This is a genomic window from Methylophilus luteus, from assembly GCF_042676265.1.
GTDB classification, from domain to species: domain Bacteria; phylum Pseudomonadota; class Gammaproteobacteria; order Burkholderiales; family Methylophilaceae; genus Methylophilus; species Methylophilus luteus.
This window is the reverse complement of sequence record NZ_JBHTKB010000003.1, coordinates 190,130-212,124: the sequence shown is the minus strand read 5'-3', so window position 1 is coordinate 212,124 and position 21,995 is coordinate 190,130. Positions and strand designations below refer to the sequence as shown.

At 53.7% G+C, this 21,995-nt stretch carries 20 protein-coding genes; 4 read left to right on the top strand and 16 right to left on the bottom strand.

The features are described from left to right. Positions 1-4: 4 nt before the first annotated feature. The 5 genes from ACFQ1Z_RS13340 to hemC form a co-directional block, all read right to left on the bottom strand. On the bottom strand, positions 5-1,228 hold the full coding sequence (locus ACFQ1Z_RS13340) for an amidohydrolase family protein (protein ID WP_379058482.1): 1,224 nt from the start codon (positions 1,226-1,228) through the stop codon (positions 5-7). Continuing rightward, a complete protein-coding gene (gene aas, locus ACFQ1Z_RS13335) occupies positions 1,225-3,357 on the bottom strand; it encodes a bifunctional acyl-ACP--phospholipid O-acyltransferase/long-chain-fatty-acid--ACP ligase (protein ID WP_379058481.1) in 2,133 nt (710 codons plus the stop codon). The genes ACFQ1Z_RS13340 and aas overlap by 4 nt, the downstream gene beginning before the upstream one ends. A gap of 11 nt (positions 3,358-3,368) precedes the next feature. Then, a complete protein-coding gene (locus ACFQ1Z_RS13330) occupies positions 3,369-3,674 on the bottom strand; it encodes an ArsR/SmtB family transcription factor (protein WP_379058478.1) in 306 nt (101 codons plus the stop codon). Positions 3,675-3,749: 75 nt separating this feature from the next. Beyond that, a complete protein-coding gene (locus ACFQ1Z_RS13325) occupies positions 3,750-4,514 on the bottom strand; it encodes a uroporphyrinogen-III synthase (RefSeq protein WP_379058476.1) in 765 nt (254 codons plus the stop codon). After that, a complete protein-coding gene (gene hemC / locus ACFQ1Z_RS13320) occupies positions 4,511-5,455 on the bottom strand; it encodes a hydroxymethylbilane synthase (RefSeq protein WP_379058473.1) in 945 nt (314 codons plus the stop codon). The genes ACFQ1Z_RS13325 and hemC overlap by 4 nt, the downstream gene beginning before the upstream one ends. Before the next feature lie 168 nt (positions 5,456-5,623). Between hemC and ACFQ1Z_RS13315 the strand changes: the two genes are divergently transcribed. Continuing rightward, a complete protein-coding gene (locus ACFQ1Z_RS13315; RefSeq protein ID WP_379058470.1) occupies positions 5,624-6,298 on the top strand; it encodes a mechanosensitive ion channel family protein in 675 nt (224 codons plus the stop codon). A 52-nt stretch (positions 6,299-6,350) separates the two neighbouring features. On the opposite strand, the gene ACFQ1Z_RS13310 is transcribed toward ACFQ1Z_RS13315, so the two are convergent. Then, positions 6,351-7,166, bottom strand: a complete 816-nt coding sequence (locus ACFQ1Z_RS13310; RefSeq protein WP_379058467.1) for a LytR/AlgR family response regulator transcription factor — start codon at positions 7,164-7,166, stop codon at positions 6,351-6,353. Next, the gene (locus ACFQ1Z_RS13305) at positions 7,159-8,178 is read right to left on the bottom strand and encodes a sensor histidine kinase (protein ID WP_379058465.1); all 1,020 of its coding nucleotides are present in this window, start codon (positions 8,176-8,178) and stop codon (positions 7,159-7,161) included. Before ACFQ1Z_RS13305 ends, ACFQ1Z_RS13310 begins: the two co-directional genes overlap by 8 nt. 267 nt (positions 8,179-8,445) lie before the next feature. Here ACFQ1Z_RS13305 and argH point away from each other — a divergent pair, with 267 nt between their 5' ends. Continuing rightward, complete coding sequence (argH, locus tag ACFQ1Z_RS13300) at positions 8,446-9,864, top strand: argininosuccinate lyase (RefSeq protein ID WP_379058463.1); 1,419 nt, start codon at positions 8,446-8,448, stop codon at positions 9,862-9,864. After that, entirely contained in the window at positions 9,864-10,577 is a 714-nt protein-coding gene (locus ACFQ1Z_RS13295; protein WP_379058461.1) for a hypothetical protein, read from the top strand. Before argH ends, ACFQ1Z_RS13295 begins: the two co-directional genes overlap by 1 nt. A gap of 851 nt (positions 10,578-11,428) precedes the next feature. Here ACFQ1Z_RS13295 and hemW read toward each other — a convergent pair. From hemW to ACFQ1Z_RS13280, 3 genes are read right to left on the bottom strand one after another with little or no spacing between them, the layout of a single operon-like run. After that, entirely contained in the window at positions 11,429-12,640 is a 1,212-nt protein-coding gene (gene hemW, locus ACFQ1Z_RS13290) for a radical SAM family heme chaperone HemW (RefSeq protein ID WP_379058459.1), read from the bottom strand. A 38-nt stretch (positions 12,641-12,678) separates the two neighbouring features. Then, positions 12,679-15,189, bottom strand: coding sequence for an ABC transporter permease (locus ACFQ1Z_RS13285; protein ID WP_379058456.1), 2,511 nt, complete (start codon positions 15,187-15,189; stop codon positions 12,679-12,681). After that, positions 15,189-15,896, bottom strand: coding sequence for an ABC transporter ATP-binding protein (locus tag ACFQ1Z_RS13280; protein ID WP_379058453.1), 708 nt, complete (start codon positions 15,894-15,896; stop codon positions 15,189-15,191). The genes ACFQ1Z_RS13285 and ACFQ1Z_RS13280 overlap by 1 nt, the downstream gene beginning before the upstream one ends. Before the next feature lie 65 nt (positions 15,897-15,961). On the opposite strand from ACFQ1Z_RS13280, the gene ACFQ1Z_RS13275 reads away from it, so the two are divergent. Beyond that, complete coding sequence (locus tag ACFQ1Z_RS13275; RefSeq protein ID WP_379058450.1) at positions 15,962-16,543, top strand: arylesterase; 582 nt, start codon at positions 15,962-15,964, stop codon at positions 16,541-16,543. Positions 16,544-16,550: 7 nt separating this feature from the next. On the opposite strand, the gene ACFQ1Z_RS13270 is transcribed toward ACFQ1Z_RS13275, so the two are convergent. From ACFQ1Z_RS13270 to rdgB, 6 genes are all read right to left on the bottom strand, one after another. Continuing rightward, positions 16,551-18,209: a rhomboid family intramembrane serine protease gene (locus tag ACFQ1Z_RS13270; protein WP_379058447.1), complete on the bottom strand. Its 1,659-nt coding sequence runs from the start codon at positions 18,207-18,209 to the stop codon at positions 16,551-16,553. A gap of 165 nt (positions 18,210-18,374) precedes the next feature. Continuing rightward, complete coding sequence (locus ACFQ1Z_RS13265; RefSeq protein ID WP_379058444.1) at positions 18,375-18,683, bottom strand: XRE family transcriptional regulator; 309 nt, start codon at positions 18,681-18,683, stop codon at positions 18,375-18,377. Between the two features lie 40 nt (positions 18,684-18,723). Next, positions 18,724-19,197 (bottom strand): hypothetical protein, encoded by a 474-nt coding sequence (locus tag ACFQ1Z_RS13260; RefSeq protein WP_379058441.1) that lies wholly within the window; start codon positions 19,195-19,197, stop codon positions 18,724-18,726. A 100-nt stretch (positions 19,198-19,297) separates the two neighbouring features. Continuing rightward, entirely contained in the window at positions 19,298-21,118 is a 1,821-nt protein-coding gene (gene recQ / locus ACFQ1Z_RS13255) for a DNA helicase RecQ (RefSeq protein ID WP_379058439.1), read from the bottom strand. A gap of 14 nt (positions 21,119-21,132) precedes the next feature. Then, positions 21,133-21,348, bottom strand: coding sequence for a hypothetical protein (locus tag ACFQ1Z_RS13250; RefSeq protein WP_379058436.1), 216 nt, complete (start codon positions 21,346-21,348; stop codon positions 21,133-21,135). A 26-nt stretch (positions 21,349-21,374) separates the two neighbouring features. After that, complete coding sequence (rdgB, locus tag ACFQ1Z_RS13245; protein WP_379058434.1) at positions 21,375-21,995, bottom strand: RdgB/HAM1 family non-canonical purine NTP pyrophosphatase; 621 nt, start codon at positions 21,993-21,995, stop codon at positions 21,375-21,377.

Below are 21,995 nucleotides of genomic sequence, written 5' to 3'. Positions count from 1 at the left end.
GTGTTCAGCTTGAATGGCGTTCGAAAAGTGGCCTGGTTTCGAAAACTTGAGTTGAAAATGTCTGCCCGTTAATGCTGAGCAGACGCTTGAGTGCAAAATCGTATATTAAAGGGTTGGCCTGTTTTAAACTGACTAAAAATGACTGATGTTCTGCAGCCAGCCAGCCGTTGGCCACCAGGGTATTGATATTGGTGAGCGGCATGATGCCGGGCAAGGGATAATCCGAACCATTCACCAGGCGGGCATGCCAGTCCTGGCGTGCGATCAGCGTGGGCAATACCCAGGCGTGGTTGATCAGGGTGGTGGCCGAGATATCGCCATACAGCAAAGGCTGGTAATCGGCGGTATCCATCATGCGGGTGAATAAATCAAAGCTTTTGACCGCCCGGCCGCCATGGTCCAGGTCTTCATCGGTGCCGTCGCTGGCACAATGCGCGAGCACGACTTTGACCCCCTGATCCAGCGCCTGCCGCATGCGTAGCGGATTACCATACGTCTGCTCACCGCCAGCCACAGCGCTTTCTTTGCCGGTATGCGTAATGATGGGCAATTGCATGGCCGCCAGTTTTTTATAGAAAGGCTTACATTTGCTGGAGGCGGGGTCTATATTCATGCCGGATGGCAACCATTTGATCGCACGCGCACCATCGGCATAAGCCTGATCCAGGGCGTCCAGCGCATCTGGGCGATAAGGGTGTATGCTGGCCACCCACTCGAACCGGTCTGGCTGCTGGCTGGCGATATGTGCCGCGTAACTATTCGACACATGAAAGATAGAATTTTCTTTTAGCACCTGCCCACCACCATCGCGGTACCAGTCAAACGCAAACAGCATTAATTTGACGCCAGCGGGCATGGCCGTCACCAGCTGTGTCATTTTCGCCACGGTAGAGTGATCGATGTTGGCCGGGTCGGCACAGGTGCCATTCATGTAAAACGCTTTTTGCAGCTTTAACTGCGGGTGCGACCAGCTATCCATATCCGGGTTGAACCAGGTCTCACTGCTGGCATCGCCCACACCCACCAGGTGCACGTGTGAGTCCCACACCTGGTCTGGCCTGATACCGTGCCAGATCTGCTGATAGGTCGGGTGTTGCAACACGCTGTCCGGTATTTCAGCCAGGCAAGGGTTACTCAGGCCAGCATCCGGCCAATAGCGCCACGCAGCGTGACTGATACCGGCAGCTGCTAAGCCGCCCGCTGCCAGCAGGAACTGGCGCCGGTTCATGACTGCTCAGCTGCCATCTGTTTCAATGTCACATAATCGGTCTTGCCGGTACCCAACAACGGGATCGCTTCCACCAGCACTATCTTTCTGGCGATGGCGATCTCCGGCGCGCCCAGGTTCTTGGCCACCAGTTGCAGATCTTCACGTTTTAAGGCGGCATCTGTGGTGTAGAGCACGATATTTTCACCCCGATTGGCATTGCTTTGCGTAGTGGCTGCATGCTGGTGCTCAGGCGCTGCGGTATTAGCGATCTTTTCTACCAGCTCCAGCGAGACCATTTCACCGGCTATTTTGGCAAAGCGTTTGACGCGGCCCTTGATATGGATAAAACCTTCAGCGTCCACTTCCACCACATCGCCAGTGTCATACCAGCCATCCGGCGGAGGAATGAGTTTGCCGGGCTGGTCATACAGATAATAGCCCTGCATGATATTGTCACCTTTCACCAGCAGCTGGCCACCCTGCTCAATGCCGGGGATAGGCTCCAGCCTATGCGAGATGCCGGGGAAGAACTGGCCCACAGTACCATTTTTATTCGCCATCGGTGTATTGGCAGAAAGCACAGGCGCGCATTCTGTGGTGCCGTAACCTTCCAGGATACGGATACCGAACTTCTCGTGATAAGTCTTGCGTACTTCATCATTCAGTTTCTCGGCACCTGCCACCACTATGCGCAGTTTGTAGAAATCATAGGGGTGGGCGAACCTGGCATAGTTAGCCAGAAAAGTATTGGTGGAGAAAAACACGGTGCAGTTTTTATCGTAGATCACTTCCGGGATCACCTTGTATTGCAGCGGTGACGGAAACAGCATGATACGGATACCGTTCAGCAACGGCAGCAGGGTCCCGGTAAAACCGAAGGCATGGAATATAGGCAATGCCATCATGAATTTATCGCTAGGATTAAAGTCCAGCATGGCCATGATCTGGTGGATATTGGCCAGTATGCTTTTGTGGCTATGCACCACGCCCTTGGGTTTGCCTTCCGAGCCCGAGGTGAACAGGATGACGGCAGTGTCTTCTGTTTTTGCCGGCAGCATGACGGCACGCGGAAAATGCAGCGCATAGCCCAGCAACCAGACTTTATCCCACAGGCTGAACTGCGGGCGCAAGTCTTCGAGGTAGACGATGTTGATATCCTGCAACTGCGCGACCACGTCTTGCAGCTTGGCTGTTTCCAGAAACTTGCGAGAGGTGATCACGGTATTGATTTTGGCCGCGATACAGGCATTTTGCATGCCGGAAGTGCCTGAAGTGTAATTGAGCATGGCCGGCACACGCCTGAAAGCCATCATGCCCATTATCAGGGCGGCAGTATTGGTGACATTAGGCATCAATACGCCTATCGCATCGCCAGGCTGGCTGATCTTGCTGGCCAGGCGGCCCAGCGCCAGGCTTTTCTTCAGCAGGTCGCGGTAGGTTTCCTCTACCAGGTTGAGGTCTTCTATGATGCGCGTGTTGCTGCCTGACCTGGCAATCGCATCCAGCAAGGTTTCAAACAAGGTGCTGCTTTTCTGGGTTTGAAATACCAGGTTCTGCATGATGTTGCGCATGGCAACGCCAGCAATGCGGCGGCGCTGTTTGCTGGTCAGTGGTGGCTGACCGTCGGAATCGGTCTTGATCTCAGTGGCTGGCAATACCGTCAGCGTCACCCTGGGGAATAGTTTACGCGGGTGCGCAGCTGACAAGCGGCCAAAGTAAGATTGCGCTGCCCCCTCTACCCGCACCGGCAGCACTTTGACGCCGGTTTTAGCGGCAACGAAACCCGGGCCGTCATACACCTTCATCAAGGCGCCGGTAGAGGTGATACGCCCTTCCGGAAAGATCACCACGTTTTCACCTGCGTTCAGGCGCTGTATGACTTTTTTCATCGCCAGCGGACTGCTGGGGTTGACCGCCACATGCGGCGTCAGGCTGAGTATGCCCCTGAAAAAGGGATTATTGAGCACATCGCTATGCACCACAAAAGTGGCGCGTTTAGGTAAAAACAGGCCTATCAGCATGCCATCAAGCAAAGATTCATGGTTGGCGATGATCAGTAACCTGTCTTCCGCCGGGATATTTTCCAGCCCCAGCACGCGGACCCGGAAAACCAAACGACACAACACTCTCAATATGCTGGCAAGCATGCACTTTCCCCTTAGATATCTTCTTTTAAATAGCTGATGACATTTTGCAGCGCTTGCTGCATCCAGTCTTTGTTCACCCAGAAATACACTTCGCGACCTATCTTTTCACTGCGCAAGGCGCCACCGCGTTCAAGCACTTTCAGGTGGTGAGTGACAGCGGTGCGGCTGAGTTGAGAACTGTCGACGATCTGCAAAATGGTCAGGCGTTCGTTTTTTTCAAACGATAACAAAATTCGTTGCCGGTGTGCATCACCTAATGCAACAAACAGGTCAGAAATCTCTGCCCAGGCCTCTGGAATATGTGTAAGCACTTTCATATAACTACATAATTAGTTATTTAGTTATATATGTCAACAATTTTTTTGCACGTGCTGATTGATTGCATAAATTATTCAGGTTGCGGGTGTGAAATGCCGGGTGAGTAATTGCAGCATGGCTGCGTCACCCGGCTGCCCGGCGCTGGCTACACTGAGCCCATGCGCCGCAGCCTGCTCGGCGATGCGGTCATGATTGACGAACACAGTGGTCGCTTGCAGCCATGCCGAACCTGCAGCCAGATCCAGCAAAAAACGCAGGGCTTCAGAACTGGTGATGATCACCCCCTGTAACTGCCCCGCGCTGTGCGACTGCGCCAGCAAGGCTGCATCTGCCTGCGGATTGATGCGGCGGTAACATTCGCCAAACACCACTTCGGCCCCACGCTGCTTGAGCGTGTCGGCCAGCACTTCACGGCCGCCTACGCCACGCACGATCAACACGCGCTCCCCTTGCATCTGTTGCAGCTCAGGCAAGGCCAGCAAGGACTCACTATCGAACCTGTCCTTGGGCGTCAATACTTGGGCTACACCATATTCGTGCAAGGCACTGGTGGTGGTCGGGCCTATGGCGGCGAACTTCAAGCTGGCGGGAAGCGAGGCTTGCTGCAACAAGGGCATGCCATAGTGCACGGCATTACTACTGATAAAGATCGCCCAGTCAAACTGGCTCAGCGGTGTGATGGCAGCGTGAAAAGCGGTCAGGTCAGGCAGACTGGCGATATCCAGCAACGGGAAAGAGATCACCGCCCCACCCGCGGCGGTGATGGCGGCATTCAGTTTGGTCGCCTGTTCTGGTGGCCGCGTGACGGCAATATGCACGCCAGCCAGCGGCAGGGTCATTTCACGCCATCCAGGGCGGCCAGTATCTTATCCGCGCCACGCTCTATCAGTTTCAGTGCCAGCTGCTGCCCCAGCTTTTCAGCGTCTTGCGCCGGGCCGGTGACGGTTTCTTTGAGCATTTGCTGGCCGTCCACACTGGCGACAAAACCGTTGATGGTGATGCTGTCATGCTGCTTGGTGGCATAGGCACCCAGCGGCACCGTGCAACTGCCTGCCAGCGCGCGGCTAAAACCACGTTCGGCTTCTACACATAATTGCGTATCCACATGGTTGAGCGGGGCCAGGATCGCTATCAGGTCCTGACGGCTGGCGTTGATCTCAATGCCCAGCGCGCCCTGACCTACGGCCGGGATACTCTGTGCAGGATCGATAAAGCCTTTGATACGCTCACCCAGACCCAGGCGTATCAGGCCGGCGGCGGCCAGGATAATGGCGGCATACTGGCCTTCGTCCAGCTTGCGCAAGCGGGTCTGCACGTTTCCGCGTAATGACTCTATCTTCAGCTGCGGAAAGCGCGCCTGGATCTGGCTCTGCCGACGCAAGCTGGAAGTACCGACTATGCTGCCGGCAGGTAATGCCTCAAGACTGGTATAGCTATTGGAGACAAAGGCATCGCGCGGATCTTCACGCTCGCCGGTAGCGGCCAGGGCGAAGCCTTGCGGCAGATGCATGGGCACATCTTTCAGGCTGTGTACGGCGAGATCGGCGCGGCCATCTGCCAGTGCACTTTCCAGCTCTTTGACAAACAGGCCTTTGCCACCTATGCGTGATAACGGCGAATCCAGGATCTGGTCACCGGTGGTGGTCATGCCTAAAATGCTCACTTCGCATTGCGGGTAAAGTGCCTGTAACCTGGCCTGGATATGCTGTGCCTGCCACATCGCCAATGCGCTTTCACGCGAGGCGATCACCAGGGATTTGGGAGGGGTAACGGTAGTCATGCCGGCATTTTAACATAGGCTATAGCCGCTCTGCGCTGCGTCGCCTGCTGCGTATTTTTCAAGAACCTTTTACGCCACAGCCTGGTCGGATTGAGTTATGCTAACAGGGCTTTTCAGCAGAAACACTGCTAAAAATTAAAGTATCAACGATAAAAAAGGAGGGCTGCCATGCAGTATCAAATCGATATTTTTCTTTCTTCACTCAACCAGTTTTGGGTAGAACTCGTTAATTTTGTACCCAAATTACTGGCCGTTGTGGTGATTTTATTTTTTGGCTGGCTGGTCGCCAAACTGGTACGCATAGGGGTAAAACGCCTGCTTGAGATCACCCAGTTTGACGCGTTCGCCAAACGTTCCGGGCTGGAATCTTTTATGCGTAGCGCCAACTTCAATGTCACGCTGAGCGGCATTATCAGCCAGGTGATCTACTGGCTGGTGATATTGCTGTTTGTGATCACCTGCGCCAATTCGCTGGGCATGACAGAAGTCGCCATGTTGTTACGTGAACTGGCCAGCTATCTGCCACATATCATCGTCGCTATCCTGGTGGTGATTTTTGGTACCTTGTTTGCGCGCTTTATCAACCGCCTGGTATTCGCCTGGTTGCATAGCATCAAATTTGAGCAGGCACTCATCATCAGTACTTCGGCTGAATATTGCATACAGATACTGGCGATCTTCATCGGCCTGGAACAATTGGGCATAGGCATGCAGCTGATACACGCCTTGTTTATCATTGTGTTCGGCGCAGTGTTTCTGGCCCTGGCGATCGCTTTCGGTCTGGGCGGTAAAGACTGGGCAGCCAAGGTGATAGAGCAAGCCGACCAGAAGAAGAAAATGTAATCAACCACCACCCAGGGCCGTTTAGACGGCCCTGCTCATATACTGGTGCCGTTCAGACGGCCCTGATCACATGCTGATGACGTCGGCTGACCACCAGCGTCTCGTCTAGCCCTTTGATCAGCACCACCCAGCTTGACTCTCCCGCTTCTGCCCCGCTTTGCTCACCCCCGGTTTGCTCACTTCCGGCCTGCTCACTTCCGGTTTTCTCAGTCTTAGTCACACGCTGTTTGGCGTAACCGGCGATCGCATCCCTGGCGACCAGTGCATTGCGGTGCACGCGCACAAAGCGCTCGGCGTAACTATGTTCCAGCTGATTCAGTGACGCTTCTAATAAATAGCTTTTCTCCAGGGTACGCACCGTCACATATTTAAGCTCGGCACGCAAATACAGCACTTCAGCCAGCGGGATCAGCAGCACTTTGCCGCGCTCATGTATGCTTAAATGCTGCGGGGGCTGCTGCAATGCCTGCAAGGCCTGCGACTGCTTGGCTTGCAAAGGCCGCGCCTTGGCCAGGGCCGCAGCCAATCTTTCCGCCCGTATAGGTTTCAGCAGGTAATCGATGGCATTCAGGTCAAACGCCTGCAAGGCATAGTGATCATAGGCAGTGGTAAAGATCAGGTTGGGCGGCGTGGCCAGCTTGCCTATATGCTGCGCCAGCTCAATGCCATCCATCACCGGCATGCGGATATCCACCAGCATGATATCGACAGGCTGGCTTTGCAATAACGCCATCGCCTCCACGCCATTCGCCGCTTCACCCACAATGTTGTAACCACCCACATCGCCGACCAGGTCACGCAGGCGCTGTCTGGCCAGCGGTTCGTCATCCACGATCAGCAATTGGATCAGCAATTGCTGGCTAGCCATGCACCACCTCTGAAAGCGGTCGGGTGGGGATAGTGATCTCTACTACATAGTGCCCTTGCGCCTCATACTGTTTTAGCCGCGCTTCGAGGTCGTAATGCAAACGCAGGCGCTCGCGTATATTTTTCAGCGCCATTTTATTGCCGCCGGATTTATCCTGGCGCGGCGGCAGCGGATTGCTGATACGCAGCAACAGATCCTGCGCCTGGGTATGAATATCTATCACTATCGTGCCACCTTGTGCCAGCGGCTCAATGCCGTGATAGACCGCATTTTCAACCAGCGGCTGCAAGATCAGCGGCGGGATCATGATGCTGGCCGGTATCTCGGCAACCTGCCACTGGCAGTGCAGACGCTCGTCCAGGCGCAGCTTTTCAATATTCAGGTATTGCTGGCACAAGGCGATCTCCTGCGTCAGCGGCACCAGCGCCCGGTTATCCGCCATCAGCACGCGAAACAACTCCGCCATGTCTTCCAGCGCCGTTTCCGCGCGTTGTGGCTGGCTGCGTATCAGCGACAACACCGCATTCAGGCTGTTGAAAAGAAAATGCGGGCGTATCCGTGCCTGCAGGGCCTGCAACCTGGCCTCAGCGATCGCCGGCGAATAAGCACGCTGCAACAGATCCAGGTAATAAAGACATAAAGCCACATCGCCTGCGCACAGCAACAGGATCTGCACATATTGACCGCTAGTAAGTGGCGAGATCCAGACCTGATAACCATAACTGCATAGCGCAGTGAGCAACAGCGCCAGCGCGAGAATGGCGGCCAGGCCGCTACGGTAAGGCAGACGCCCTATCAGCGGATACAACAAGGTCAGCCCGCCCATGGTCAGCAACAACGGTGGCAGCCACTGCCCGGCCAGCTGTGTCAGTTGCATAGCCCACAGCGTAATGTTCCAGCCAGGCTGGCCGTCGGCTATGGTCAGCAACCCCAGCAGACAGACGTGCAATAACAGCACACGCAAATGTATGCCCAGATTGCGGAAGTTAGGGATGCGGTTGCCTTTACGCACGGCGTGAAATCCGTTGCTGAAACATATAATAGCTATCTGCGCGTACCGGTTTACCGAAAATCGTGCTGGCGATGGCGCAGTGTGCTGAACTGCGCGCTATCAGGCATGCTATTTCGCTTGCTGCGCCAGTTGCGCCTTGCACTTCATCTCGCTCAATCACTTAATCGCGCGTTTCATTTATAATGTCGTGCCAGCATCATAAGTATTAAGCGCCGGTGGCGCAAGCATGCGCTAGACGCCCAATTTCTGGCAGAAAGAATTTTTGCTTTGACAACTTCGCAATCCAAACCACAATCTTCGCTGCATCAAAAAGACCAGGCCTGGTCAGGCCGTTTTAATGAGCCGGTGGCCGAGCTGGTGAAACGCTACACCGCATCGGTAGACTTTGATAAGCGCCTGGCTGCATTTGACATCCAGGGCTCCATCGCCCATGCCACCATGCTGGGTACGCAAGGCATCATCTCCGCGCAAGACGTGGCAGATATCAAACGCGGCCTGGGCGAGATCCTGGCCGAGATAGAAGCCGGCCAGTTTGAATGGTTGCTGGACCTGGAAGATGTGCATCTGAACATTGAAAGACGCCTGACCGAGAAGATAGGCGATGCCGGCAAACGCCTGCATACCGGCCGCTCGCGTAACGACCAGGTCGCCACCGATGTACGCCTGTGGTTGCGCAGCATAGTCGATGACAGCATAGTCGGCATACGCGCCCTGCAAACCTCGCTGCTGGACCTGGCCGAACAGAATGCCGCCACCATCATGCCTGGCTTCACCCATCTGCAAGTGGCGCAGCCGGTGACGTTTGGCCACCACCTGATGGCGTATTTTGAAATGCTAAACCGTGATGCCGAACGCTTTGCCGATGCGCGCAAGCGTATCAACCGTCTGCCGCTGGGCGCGGCGGCACTGGCAGGCACCAGCTACCCGATCAACCGCGAACTGGTCGCCGAACTACTGGGCTTTGATAGCGTATGCCAGAACTCGCTGGATGCCGTCTCTGACCGCGATTTTGCCATTGAATTCAATGCCGCCGCCTCGTTGCTGATGATGCATCTGTCGCGTTTTTCCGAAGAACTGATCTTATGGATGAGCCCGAGATTCGGCTTTATTGATATTGCCGACCGTTTCTGTACCGGCTCTTCTATCATGCCACAAAAGAAAAACCCCGATGTGCCTGAGCTGGTACGTGGCAAGACCGGCCGTGTCTACGGCCACCTGATCGCCTTACTGACCCTGATGAAAGGCCAGCCGCTGGCCTATAACAAAGACAACCAGGAAGACAAAGAACCACTGTTTGACGTGGCGGATACCCTGCTGGTGACCTTGCAGATCTACGCCGACATGCTGCGCGGCATCACCGTTAAAGCCGACAATATGCGCCAGGCCGCACTGGAAGGCTTTGCCACCGCCACCGACCTCGCCGATTACCTGGTGAAAAAAGGCATGCCGTTCCGTGATGCACACGAAGTGGTCGCCCATGCCGTCAAAGCAGGCGTGGAATCAGGCCGTGACCTGGCCGAATTCAGCCTGGCCGAATTACAGGCATTCAGCGCCACCATAGGTGAAGACGTGTTTGCAGTCCTCACTCTCGAAGGCTCAGTCGCCAGCCGCAACCACACCGGCGGCACCGCCCCCGAACAAGTCCGCCGTGCCGTTGCACAAGCCAGGGAACAGTTAGGGCGCTGATGGCCAGCCTGCATCATCACCAGTGGAATCACAGATCACATTGGCTGATGATGGCAGCATTACTACTTTGCCTCAGCCTGCTGGCCGCGCTAACCCAGCAACCGGCGCAAGCCGCCTTCGGCATCGCCAACCCCAGGCACGAACAATCGATGTTATGGCCGCTATTACCCGGCGAAAGCATCAACAGCCTGGCCGCCAAACTGTACCCGCAAAGCCCGGTGTTGCAGCAACGCTTTGTACAGCAATCACTCACCTTTAGCCGCAGCCGCGGCATACTGCTGACTGCCGACCAGCGCGTGGCTTCTGCACAATTGATCGCAGTGCCGAATGCGCAAGCGCTGCATACGGTGACGCACCGCATTAAAAAAGCCGATGAAGCAGATCCGCAGATGTTTGCCACGCAAGGCCTGGTCATGAGTTTGCAGATGCGCCAGGTGGAGTCATCGGGGAGTATATTTTCCAGCCTGGGTTGGCCTTCTATACAAGTACCGGCTTGGATGAAATTGAATCATGTTTCCTTTGCGACAAACCGGCTAGGCGTGGTTGCGCAGATGCAGGCTAACCTGCAGTCGAATATCAGGGCGATGCGGCATCTGTCGGTGCGAGATTGGTTGCAACAACAGCATTTGGTGATGATAGTGAGTAGTGGATTGTTGTTGCTGGTATTGTTGGTGGTTTGGGGGTTGCAGAAGAGACGGGAAGCCACTGGCTGATACATTAATTTGGCGCGGGCAGCGAGCTGGGCTAGGCGCAAGGTTTGATTGGTGACAGTGATGAAGTACGCTCTTTCTGTGAAGTTCTAATCGGTATTTCTTTGGATAGTTCTGTGTTCTGTTTTAGCGCTTTATTTCGCCTCTAGGCGAGTTACTTTTCTTTGCTTGCCCAAAGAAAACGTAACCAAAAGAAATGCACCCTAGCTTCCGCTTGTTTCCTGCGTTGCTCGTCAACGTGGGCGTCCAACGAAACTCGCCCTAGCGGCTTGCACAAAACGCAAGCCACCGCGGAACTCGAACAGACGCTGGCCGACACCTCCCACGCTGACTGCGCTACTCGGCGCGTCAGATAGGGGCCCGTTTAAAAACCACCACGATGAAACAATCGTAGAACTCAATGGGCCGAGGGCGCTAAGCGCCTGTGTAATCTAAAACCAACCCGCCAACCATCTTGCTGATTTGCTTTTGCTTTGCTTTGGTTTTTATTGCGCTGGTAGAGCGAGATACGATATGAGAAGTCCCACCTAAATAACCGCGTAGTGTCTTTCCGGGTCCCCTATCTGACGCGCCGAGTAGCGCAGGCAAAATAAGGAGAAAGGGAGCGACTGTCTGAGCTCCGCGGTGGCCTGCGTATTGTGCAGGCCGCTAGGGCGAGTTTCGCGACCGCTTATTTTGACGAGCAACGCAGGAAACAAGCGGATGCTAGGGTGCCCTTTCTTTTGGTGTCTTTTCTTTGGGCACGCAAAGAAAAGACACTCGCCTAGGGGCGAAAAAGAACGGTTAAATCATCCAAAGAAATACCGATTAGAACTTCCAGCAGATGCAATTATGCATCCACTAAACCTCCCCGCCTATTCCGGTAAAAACATCTCCAACAAACTATTCAAAAACCTCTGCCCCAGCAATGTAGGTTTAATCACTCCCCCCACCTGCTCCAGCAATCCCTTTCGCTGCGCCTCTTCCATCTGCGCCTGGATCACCCGCAACGGCAAACCCGTCCGCTGCTGAAACAAGTTGGCTTCCACACCATCCACCAACCTTAACGCATTCATCATAAATTCAAACGCCAGGTCCTCACGCCCTATCTGCCACTCACTATCCACCCCCTGGCCCTGCTTGATCGCTTCAAGGTATTTCTTGGGATGCTTATGCCGGCTCTGGCGTATGATCTTGTCGTGAAAACTCAGCTTGGAATGCGCGCCTGCGCCTATGCCCAGATAATCGCCAAAGGTCCAGTAATTGAGGTTGTGCTGACATTGCTGGCCGGGTTGCGCGAAAGCTGAGGTTTCGTAATGCTGGTATCCGTTAGTTGCCAGTATCTTTTCTATCTCTTCTTGCATGGTGGCGCTGGTATCGTCATCGGGCAGACTGGGCGGTGTGCGATGAAACGGGGTGTTGGGTTCCAGCGTCAGGTGATAAAACGACAGGTGCGCCGGTTTTAACAGACAGGCGGTTTCGGCATCTTGCAAGGCATGTTCCAGGCTCTGCTCAGGCAGTGCGTACATCACATCCAGGTTGACTCTGTCAAAGGTATTCAGCGCCAGCTCGGCCGCCGTCAGCGCCTGTTCGCGGTCATGGATACGGCCCAGCGCTTTGAGGTATTGCGGCTGAAAACTCTGTATGCCCAGCGAGACCCGATTGACCCCCGCGGCGTGATAACCCTTGAAGTTGGCGGTATCGACGGTGCCGGGGTTGGCTTCCAGCGTCACTTCGGCGCCATATTCCAGCGGCGTCAGCATGCGCACATGGCTCAGTATCTTATCGATCGCCTCGGCGGAAAAAATACTGGGCGTGCCGCCACCAAAAAACACGCTGCGGATCTTGCGGCCCCAGACCAGCGGCGTGGCAAGTTCCAGGTCGGCGATCAGCGCATCTACATAGGCGGCTTCCGGGATCTCCTGGCGGGCTTCGTGGGAGTTAAAGTCGCAATAAGGGCATTTACGCACACACCAGGGGATATGGATATACAGCGAAAGCGGTGGCGGGTTGGTGAGGCCGCTCAGGGTGACGTCGCCCTGCAAGGGCGCGTCACTCAGGGTATTGGCAGGGTAAATCGGGATCATGCGTGTATTTTACCGCGTAACCGTTAAGCAGCACCCGCTTATATGCTTTGCAGCAGCACCCTGGGTGGCTGATCAAACTGCTTGCGCGCAACCAGCCATGCCGCAAACGGCACCAGCACTATGGCTGCCAGCAAGGCCTGCAGCGTGAACCAGGCATTAAACTGGTACTCGATATTGAGTATGAAACCGGCCAGGTAATAGGCGGCGATATTAGTAAAAATATTGGCGACTACACTGGCGAGTATGCCTATACATAAGAACTCGACCAGCATGGACAGCAGCACTTGCTTTTTAGAAGCGCCCAGCACGCGCATCAAGGTGCTTTCACGCACGCGTTCTTCGCGGGTGGCCATCAATGCCGCATACAGCACGGCCACCCCGGCCAGCAGGCTAAAGCCAAACACAAACTCAATCGCGTAGCTCATTTTGCTGAGCAGGCCTTGTAGCTGCTCCATCACCGCAGCCACATTGATAATGGTCAGATTGGGGAACTGCCTAACCAACTGGTTCAGCACTGCATCTTTGCCGGCAGGCAGGTGAAAGCTGGTGAGGTAATTGGCGGCGTAGTTATCCAGCACTTTGGGCGGCGTCACTGCAAAAAAGTTGACGTGCATGCTGTTCCAATCCACCTTGCGCAAGCTGGTGATGGTCAGCTTAAGTTGGCTGCCGGCCACATCGTAGGCAAGTTGATCACCCACTTTTAAATTAAGCGTCTCTGCCAGGCCTTGCTCTAAAGACAACAACGGTTTACCTGCATCGTCATCACGCCACCACTGGCCGGCGACCAGCTCGTTATCGGCCTGCATCTGCGCCGCCCACGATAAATTAAATTCGCGCTCGGCCAGGCGCTTGGCGCGGTCATCCTTGTAATCATCGCTATTGATAGGCTTGCCATTCACCGCTTGGAGCCGCGCACGCACCATGGGGAAAATATCGGCATGCTGGATGGCATGCGCGGTCAGTAAATCATTAATCGCGGGGATCTGGTCTGCCTGGATATTGATCACAAACCGGTTAGGCGCATCGGCCGGTAACGAGCTTTGCCAGCTTTTAAGCAGGTCGTTACGCACAAACGCCAGCAGCAATACCGCCATTAAACCCATGCTCAGGCCCACTACCTGCGCGATGGTCAGGATGGGACGGCGTCTTAAACCCATCAGGCCAAGTTTGATGATGCCGAAATTTTGCACCGAGAACGATTGCGTCACCCGCAACCCGGCCCACGCCAGCAGACCCGCCACCGCCACCAATGCCAGCAGTGCGGCGAATACGATAGCGGCTAGCTTGATATCACCGGCATGCCAGAAAACCAGCCCGGCCAGCACGACAAATGCCGGGATAAACAACAACACATTCATACGCACATCACCTTCTAGGTCCTGGCGCAAGATGCGTAATGCCGGCACGGCGCGCAGGCGCAACAGCTGCGGCCATACCACGGTGAGCAGGGTGGCAAAGCCGGTCGCCAGGCCCAGAAACACCGGCATCCAGCCCGGGGCTGGCAGGGTCTCCAGAAACAGGCGTCCGGCCAGAATAGCCAGGCCATATTGCGCGGCAAAACCCAGCACGCAACCGACCACACTACCGAGCAAAGCCAGCAGCAAGGTCTGGTAGAGCAGTATCTGCGTGATCAGTTTTTTGCTCGCGCCAAAACAGCGCATCAGCGCATACGCATCCAGGCTTTTCTGCACATAGGGAATGCTCGCCAGCAACATGGCCACCATCGCCAGGATCACGCCGACCATAGAAGCGATACCCAGGAACTGTTGCGCCTTATCCAGCGCATTGCGCATTTCAGGGCGGGCACTGCGGATATCGTCTACGCGTTCACCGCGTGCAAGTTGCGGTTGCAGCCATTCGGCAAAATTTTCTAACGCCTGCGCTTGTGTATTGTTGTCGCTGGCGACCAGCAACTGGTATTTCACGCGGCTGCCAAACTGCAGCAGGCCGGTGGCAGCCACATCGCTGCTATTCATCAACACCCGCGGCGCAATGCTGAACATGTCGCCACCACGCGAAGGCTCCTGCAATACAAATGCTGCAACCAGCAACTGGCTTTCACCCAGGCTGATTTCATCCCCTATCTGCAGCGCGAGTTTTTGTGCGAGGCGCGGCTCTATCCACACCGTGCCTTTGGCCGGGATCTGTGCAGACTGTGGCTCGGCTATGGCGCTGGTCGCGGATTGTTTGCTTATAGTCAGATGACCACGTAATGGAAAACCGGCTGCTACCGCCTTGATTTCGGCCAGCTCGCTGGTCTCGTCTTTCAGCACCATGCTGGAAAACTCCAACGCCTGCGTGGTCTGGTAGCCCCGGCGTTGTGCTTCTGCCAGATAATCTGCGGGGATGGCATGGTCAGAGTTCACCACCAGATCCGCCCCCAGCAGCACATTGCCCTGGGTCTGCATGCTGGCCTTGATACGGTCAGTGAAAAAACTGACCGAGGTAGTCGCCGTCACCGCCAGTATCAGCGCAAACAGCAATACCCTGATTTCGCCAGCAGACCACAGGCTGCGCAACTGGCGCCAGGCAATAGATAGCGCCAGCATTAATGTACTCCTGCCTGGAAATCGGCAATCGTGATCTCACTGAGCACGCCATTCTGCAGATTCAGCACCCGCTGGCAGCGCCTGGCCAGGTTCATATCATGCGTGACCAGCACCAGCGTAGTGCCGCTCTGCGCGTTTAAATCAAATAGCAACTTAATGATAGATTCACCGGTGGCGACATCCAGATTACCGGTAGGCTCATCAGCAAATAGTATAGAAGGCTGGGCTGCAAATGCGCGGGCTATCGCCACCCGCTGCTGCTCGCCGCCAGACAACTGTTTTGGGTAGTGCGTGGCGCGTGCTGCCAGACCTACACTTGCCAGCGCCGCTACCGCCACTGCCTGTGCATCACGACGGCCTGCCAGTTGCAAAGGCAGCATCACATTCTCCAGCGCGGTCAGTGAACCCAGCAATTGAAACGACTGGAATACAAACCCCATATGCTGCGCGCGTACTGCCGCGCGCCCATCTTCATCCAGCTGGCCGATATCCTGGCCGGCTATCAGCACTTTTCCGCTACTCGCGGTATCCAACCCCGCCAGCAGGCCTAGCAAAGTAGATTTACCAGAGCCGGAACTCCCGATGATCGCCAGCCTCTCACCCTTGGCTACCGCAAGATTCAAATTGGTCAAAATGGGGATTGTTGTATCATTGCTTACAACAGATTTACTTAAAGACAGCGCTTCAACAGCATAAGGGCTTTGCATTAATGACGTTCCGATTTCTAAAAATATTAGTCGTGTTACCTGGTTTATTGTTTAACAATTTAGTCATGGCAGAGTCTGCATCCAAACCGACCATACTGGTTTTTGGCGATAGCTTATCAGCCGCTTACCGTATTCCCCAGGCACAAGGCTGGGTCAGTCTGCTGGCACAACGAGTGAAAGACAAGCAATTGCCCTACGAAGTTGCCAACGCCAGCGTCAGTGGTGAAACAACTGCCGGCGGACTGAGTAGATTACCTGCAGCACTCAAACAGTTTAAACCCAGCATCGTCGTCATAGAACTAGGCGCAAACGACGGTCTGCGCGGCTTGCCGCTGGACGCCATGAAGAATAACCTCGAAAAAATGATACTCGCCAGCCAGCAAGTAAATGCGCAAGTCGTTTTATTAGGTATGTTCATTCCACCTAATTATGGCCCCAAGTACACCAATGGCTTTAAGGCGGTTTACCTGGATTTATCGGAAAAATACAAAACACCATTCATACCGTTTTTTCTGGATGGTATCAGCGGTCATAGTGACCTGGTGCTGGAAGACGGGCTGCACCCGAATGTGAATGCGCAGCGCAAGATACTGGAGAATGTGTGGCCGACGGTGCAGCCATTGTTAGCCAACAGCAAGCCGAGATAAACAGCAGCTATTTCTTTTGTGTGAGCTTTAGCATGATGCGCTGGTTGGTTTCTTTGAATATAGCTTCCAGTTGCGCAGCGCGTACTGGATCAGCTGCTTCGAGTTTTCCAGTCTGCGCATCCGGGGTAGACGCCATCGCCAACAGTTCGGCTATCACCGCAGCCGAGGTTTTAATATCCTGCACCAAAGGCTCACGCTTATCATTTTCTTTAAGATGTATCTCTGCCAAATCTTCAGCGATTTTTTCAAAAACCGGTGCATGCACTGTACGACCGCGCTGGTCGATTTCCAACTCAGTCAATTGATTAGCCTGTTGTGCCTTATATTCTTGATCCAGCAAACGCATCTGGTCAAAATATTTTATATAAGCTGCTTTCAATAGATGTTCATTCAGTATAATTTTGCCAGGGTCTGTCGCCGCATTTCTTGCTGTGTAAGCTGTTATGGTAGTGAGTGCCAGCATCAGGCAGATGGTGACTGTGGCAAGCGGTTTTACCGAGCGCAGATAGTGCTCCAGATCAAACTTTTCCGGCAACACATATGCAGCGACCATGCCGCCAATCAGGCCACCAATGTGCGCACCATTATCGATGCCATCTTTAGCGAAACCTTGCGCCAACGCGTAAAGAATAAAATACCCGACACCATGTATGGTTTGTTTGCTAAAGCTTGCCGGCAATTTGTCGCGGTGTTGTAATACGGCAACCAGGAAAGCACCCGCTACCCCAAAAATCGCTCCCGAAGCACCTACTGAAATCACCTCTTGTGCTGCGAAGTGCATACTCATGGCGCTACCGGTCAAAGCCGCACCAAGATAAATGATAGCGAATTGTCCGCGACCATAAATCCGCTCAACCATCACACCTGCGGAATACAATCCAACCATATTCATGAGCAGATGGATCAGACCGCCATGCAAGAATGTCGCCGCCAACATCCGCCACCATTCACCTTGCTGGACTGCCGCCGTGGACAATCCACCCAAGTGATAAAGCTGCTCTACATCGCTAACCATGAAGCTGCCACTTTTTATAGCCATTGCTAGCCAAATGCATACATTCGCGGCGATCAGGCTGTAAGTTAACCACGGGTATTTCATCAGAGCGTCAAAGTCCTGGGTGAAAGTCTGGTCTAATTCCAGCTCCTGACTCAAAGGTAAGCTGTTGCTAGTCACACCCAGCGCCTTCGCATGGTGTTGCAAACATAACTGTATGACCTGCAAGCGATCAGCTTCGGTGAACATACCCAATGACAATATGATTTTTTTGCCAGACTTCTGCCATGGCCACCGCCCGGCTTCGCCCGCAAGTTCAAGTTGCAGCATAGGCATGTTTTGCGCGGAAGATTGGGAAACCGTTTTGATCTCTGTCCAAGAGTAAGTTTTTTTCTCCCCCTGAAATAAAGGCGAATAAATATCACGCTCGGAGATACCCAACACTGGCATATCCATGCGCAGCGGGCGTTTAAAGAAATACTCGATGAACAACCATATTGGCAAGACTACAGAGACCACTATCACTAGCGTAGTAAGGTCTGGATGAATAAGAATCAGCGCGAATGGCAAAAGAAAAGCCCAGCGCATTTGTTTACGTGATTTTGCTAATGGGCTATCAGCAGAAGCATAAAACTGACTCGTTGTTATTTGTGTTGGCGTCTCGTTTTGCATAGTTTTTATTTGACTGTGAATTGCACGATACGATATCACCAAACAACGATGTGCTGCACATCAGCCGCACACTTTTGCTTACAAAAAAGTACAAGTACTTACATAAACCGTCTTCTAACCATCTCTGCCATGCAATTGGCTGGGTCAGAACGGCATTCCAATCAATTACAGATCCGAAAAGTTCTGAATCTTGACCGAACCCTCTGGAAACCTTGCCACAATCTCAAGTTCACCACCCATAGCCTGAATATGGTTACGCAGAGTTGATAAATACATATCAGTGCGCTTTTCGATTTTGGCCACCGCCGGCTGTTGAATATTTAAAGCATCCGCCATCATTTTTTGCGAAAGACCCCGTGCCTGACGTAGTTCTAGCAAAGGCATTTCTTGCAACATTTGTTCTGCCATTTGAGCCACTTTTTCTTGTGCTTCGGGAGTGAGCAAAGCTTTCAGCGTATTAAAGTTTTTTGCCATCGATCAATCCTTCATTAAGCAAATTAAACAGCTATCAGTCTTATTGCTCTTCAAGTGCTTCAACACATCCACTCATTGCTGCAGTGATCGTTCCCACAACATGATTTAACAGTGCCCTCACACTTTTTGGGAATCGTTTTTTAAAAGCCGTATATTCTTTACCATACGGACCTCCTATTAAATCGATATCAGAAACAGATACTTGTCGCTCGAATTCATGAGCACATCGATTTCTTATTTTATTTAAATTTCGCAGTGAGGAAATAACATGGTCAGGAAATTTATCAATCGCCTCGACAACTGCAAGCTTTTGAGAGTAACTAAGAGTCGCTGAATCAACCAACTTATCCCCTCTCCTAAGACCAGCTCTTAAAGCTCGCTCCAAATAATATTCGGTAAGCAGATGCGTTCTCAAAATGACCATTACTGGCGGTCCTTTGATTGCTCGCAAATATTGTTCATACTCCTTTTGAGTATGAGGCTGCATATCTGATTCTTCGGGAGATAAAGACATATAGACATTCACCTTGTAATTAGTGATTATGAATTCTATTGCATTAAAAATATTTCTTTGTTGTTTTTGTAAGCATCTCAGAATAAAGAAATATTTTAAATTATCTCTCAAGTATTAACAAAAACGCATCCCCGTATTTCTGCAGTTTCGCCTGTCCTATACCGCTGATCTGCCCCATCTCATCCAGGGTCTGCGGCTTGCGATTGTGAATTTCCAGTAGCGTACTATCGTGAAAGATCACATACGGTGGTACGCCCTGCTCTCTCGCCAGTTCCAGCCGCTTAGCTTTAAGTGCTTGCCAGAGCGGGTCATCGTTGGCACCGGCGAATGCTTCTTTGGCACGTGAGCTGCGTTCGGCTTTGCTCATGCGTTTTTCCGGTTCGGGGTCGCGGCGTAACCAGACTTCTTGCTCACCTTTGAGTACTGGCCTGGCAGCTTCGGTCAGTTTTAAGCCGCCGTAGGCCGCCATATCTGCTTCGAGCAATCCGGCAGCGATCAACTGGCGATAGACGCCGCTCCACTGCGATTGATTAAGGGTCTTGCCTATGCCGAAAGTGCTGACTTTATCGTGATTAAAGCGTTCGACTTGCGCGGTGACTTTGCCGGTGAGCACATCGATCAGATGGCCGACGCCGAATCTCTGCCCGGTACGGAACACGCAGGAAAGTGCCATCTGCGCGACCTGGGTGGCTTGCCAGGTTTCTACCGGGTGCAGGCAGTTATCGCATTGCTCACAGGCACCGGGGTGGCTTTCGCCGAAGTAGCGCAATATGCTCTGATGGCGGCAGGCGGTGGATTCGCAGTAGCCTAGCAAGGCGTCCAGTTTCAGGCGTTCCAGCCGTTTGCGTTCTTCTGAGGCTTCTCCGCTATCCAGCATCTGCCGCATGGAGACGACATCGCCCATGCCGTATACCATCCAGGCGTTGGCTGGCAGGCCATCGCGGCCGGCGCGACCGGTTTCCTGGTAATAGCCTTCCATACTTTTTGGCAGGTCTAAATGGGCGACAAAGCGCACGTTGGGTTTGTCTATGCCCATGCCAAAAGCGATGGTCGCCACCATGATGATGCCTTCTTCGCGCAGAAAACGGCGCTGGTGCACCTCGCGTAATTGCGCGGGCAAACCGGCATGATAAGGCAGGGCCGACCAGCCCTTTTCGACCAGCCAGGCTGCGGTTTCTTCGACTTTTTTGCGCGACAGGCAGTAAATGATGCCGGCATCGTTAGCGTGTTCACGCTCCAGAAATGCCTGCAGTTGCTGGCGCGCGTTGTTTTTAATGCCAACGTGGTAGCGGATATTAGGCCGGTCAAAACTGGAGACGAACTGGCGGGCGTTTTCGAGGTTGAGCTGGCTGATGATCTCGGCCCGCGTCGGGGCATCGGCCGTGGCGGTGAGCGCGATGCGCGGCACATCGGGAAAGCGGTTGTGCAGCACGGTGAGCTGGCGATATTCCGGCCGGAAATCATGCCCCCATTGCGACACGCAATGCGCTTCATCAATGGCAAACAGGGCGAGGCCGGTGTGCTGCTGCACTTCATCGAGCAGACTTAAAAAGCTGCCTACCATCAGGCGCTCGGGGGCGACGTAAAGTAATTTGATTTCACCACTGACGACTTCGCGGGTGATGCGCGCATTATCTTCGGCGCTTAAACTGGAATTCAGAAAGGCGGCATTGACGCCTAGCTGTTGCAAGGCTTCCACCTGGTCCTGCATCAGGGCGATCAGCGGTGAAACCACGATGGCCAGCCCATCGCGGGCCAGGGCGGGGATCTGATAACACAGCGACTTGCCGCCGCCGGTGGGCATCAGCACCAGCGCATCCTGGCCGCCTATCACATGTTCAACAATGGCTTGCTGCTGGTGGCGAAACTGGTTGTAACCGAATACGTCGTGGAGGATTTGCTGGGGTGAGAGGCTTGCCATTTTAAATAGCTAGCCTAAATCTTGTTGTAGGGATTGATCAGCTGCTCAACTAACTGGTGAAGTGCTTCGCGCATCTGCTGTTCGCTGACTTCCATCAGCAAACCATCTTCCAGGGCGTCCTGGGCGATCTGTTTGAGTTCATCAAAGTTTTCAGACATGACTTTGACTTTTTCGGTGCACGAAACCACCGAACCATCGTCACGCACCCATTTGGGCCACTCATTTGTCATATGCTTGCTCTTTCACCTGCTGTTTTTCACTGGCTGTTTTGTAACGCTTGCAGCAATTTTACCAAGGCCTGGCCTCTATGGCTCATTTTGCTTTTCAGTTCCAGCGGTAGTTCAGCCACGGTCTTGCGTGTTTCCAGATCCATAAACAATGGGTCATAGCCAAACCCTTCAGAGCCACGGAACTCGCGCAAGATCTCACCCAGCCATACGCCGTCGGCGATGATAGGCTGCGGGTCGTGCGGCGAGCGCACCAGCACCAGCACACTGTAAAAATAGGCACGGCGGTCACTTTCGCGTGACATCACTGTGAGTAATTTATCGTTGTTGCGTTCATCTTGCGTGAGCAGACTGTTAGCCGGGATGGGGCCCGCATAACGCGCCGAAATCACACCAGGCGCGCCTTGCAAGGCATGCACGCATAAACCGGAATCATCCGCCAGCGCTGGTAAACCGGTATGCTGGCTGGCATGCCGCGCTTTGGCCAGTGCATTTTCAACAAAGGTTAGAAACGGCTCCGGGCACTCAGGTACATTGAACTCAGATTGCGACACAATCTCTATATTCAAGGGCGCCAGTACATGCGCGATCTCGCGGATCTTGCCTTTGTTGCCTGAGGCGATGACCAGTTTATTGAACGCTGATGCCAT

Coding starts and splice junctions, on each gene's coding strand:
- ACFQ1Z_RS13340 (WP_379058482.1), bottom strand. CDS start 1,228: ATGAACCGGCGCCAGTTCCTGCTGGCAGCGGGCGGCTTAGCAGCTGCC.
- aas (WP_379058481.1), bottom strand. CDS start 3,357: ATGCTTGCCAGCATATTGAGAGTGTTGTGTCGTTTGGTTTTCCGGGTC.
- ACFQ1Z_RS13330 (WP_379058478.1), bottom strand. CDS start 3,674: ATGAAAGTGCTTACACATATTCCAGAGGCCTGGGCAGAGATTTCTGAC.
- ACFQ1Z_RS13325 (WP_379058476.1), bottom strand. CDS start 4,514: ATGACCCTGCCGCTGGCTGGCGTGCATATTGCCGTCACGCGGCCACCA.
- hemC (WP_379058473.1), bottom strand. CDS start 5,455: ATGACTACCGTTACCCCTCCCAAATCCCTGGTGATCGCCTCGCGTGAA.
- ACFQ1Z_RS13315 (WP_379058470.1), top strand. CDS start 5,624: ATGCAGTATCAAATCGATATTTTTCTTTCTTCACTCAACCAGTTTTGG.
- ACFQ1Z_RS13310 (WP_379058467.1), bottom strand. CDS start 7,166: ATGGCTAGCCAGCAATTGCTGATCCAATTGCTGATCGTGGATGACGAA.
- ACFQ1Z_RS13295 (WP_379058461.1), top strand. CDS start 9,864: ATGGCCAGCCTGCATCATCACCAGTGGAATCACAGATCACATTGGCTG.
- hemW (WP_379058459.1), bottom strand. CDS start 12,640: ATGATCCCGATTTACCCTGCCAATACCCTGAGTGACGCGCCCTTGCAG.
- ACFQ1Z_RS13285 (WP_379058456.1), bottom strand. CDS start 15,189: ATGCTGGCGCTATCTATTGCCTGGCGCCAGTTGCGCAGCCTGTGGTCT.
- ACFQ1Z_RS13280 (WP_379058453.1), bottom strand. CDS start 15,896: ATGCAAAGCCCTTATGCTGTTGAAGCGCTGTCTTTAAGTAAATCTGTT.
- ACFQ1Z_RS13275 (WP_379058450.1), top strand. CDS start 15,962: ATGGCAGAGTCTGCATCCAAACCGACCATACTGGTTTTTGGCGATAGC.
- ACFQ1Z_RS13270 (WP_379058447.1), bottom strand. CDS start 18,209: ATGCAAAACGAGACGCCAACACAAATAACAACGAGTCAGTTTTATGCT.
- ACFQ1Z_RS13265 (WP_379058444.1), bottom strand. CDS start 18,683: ATGGCAAAAAACTTTAATACGCTGAAAGCTTTGCTCACTCCCGAAGCA.
- ACFQ1Z_RS13260 (WP_379058441.1), bottom strand. CDS start 19,197: ATGTCTTTATCTCCCGAAGAATCAGATATGCAGCCTCATACTCAAAAG.
- recQ (WP_379058439.1), bottom strand. CDS start 21,118: ATGGCAAGCCTCTCACCCCAGCAAATCCTCCACGACGTATTCGGTTAC.
- ACFQ1Z_RS13250 (WP_379058436.1), bottom strand. CDS start 21,348: ATGACAAATGAGTGGCCCAAATGGGTGCGTGACGATGGTTCGGTGGTT.
- rdgB (WP_379058434.1), bottom strand. CDS start 21,995: ATGGCATCAGCGTTCAATAAACTGGTCATCGCCTCAGGCAACAAAGGC.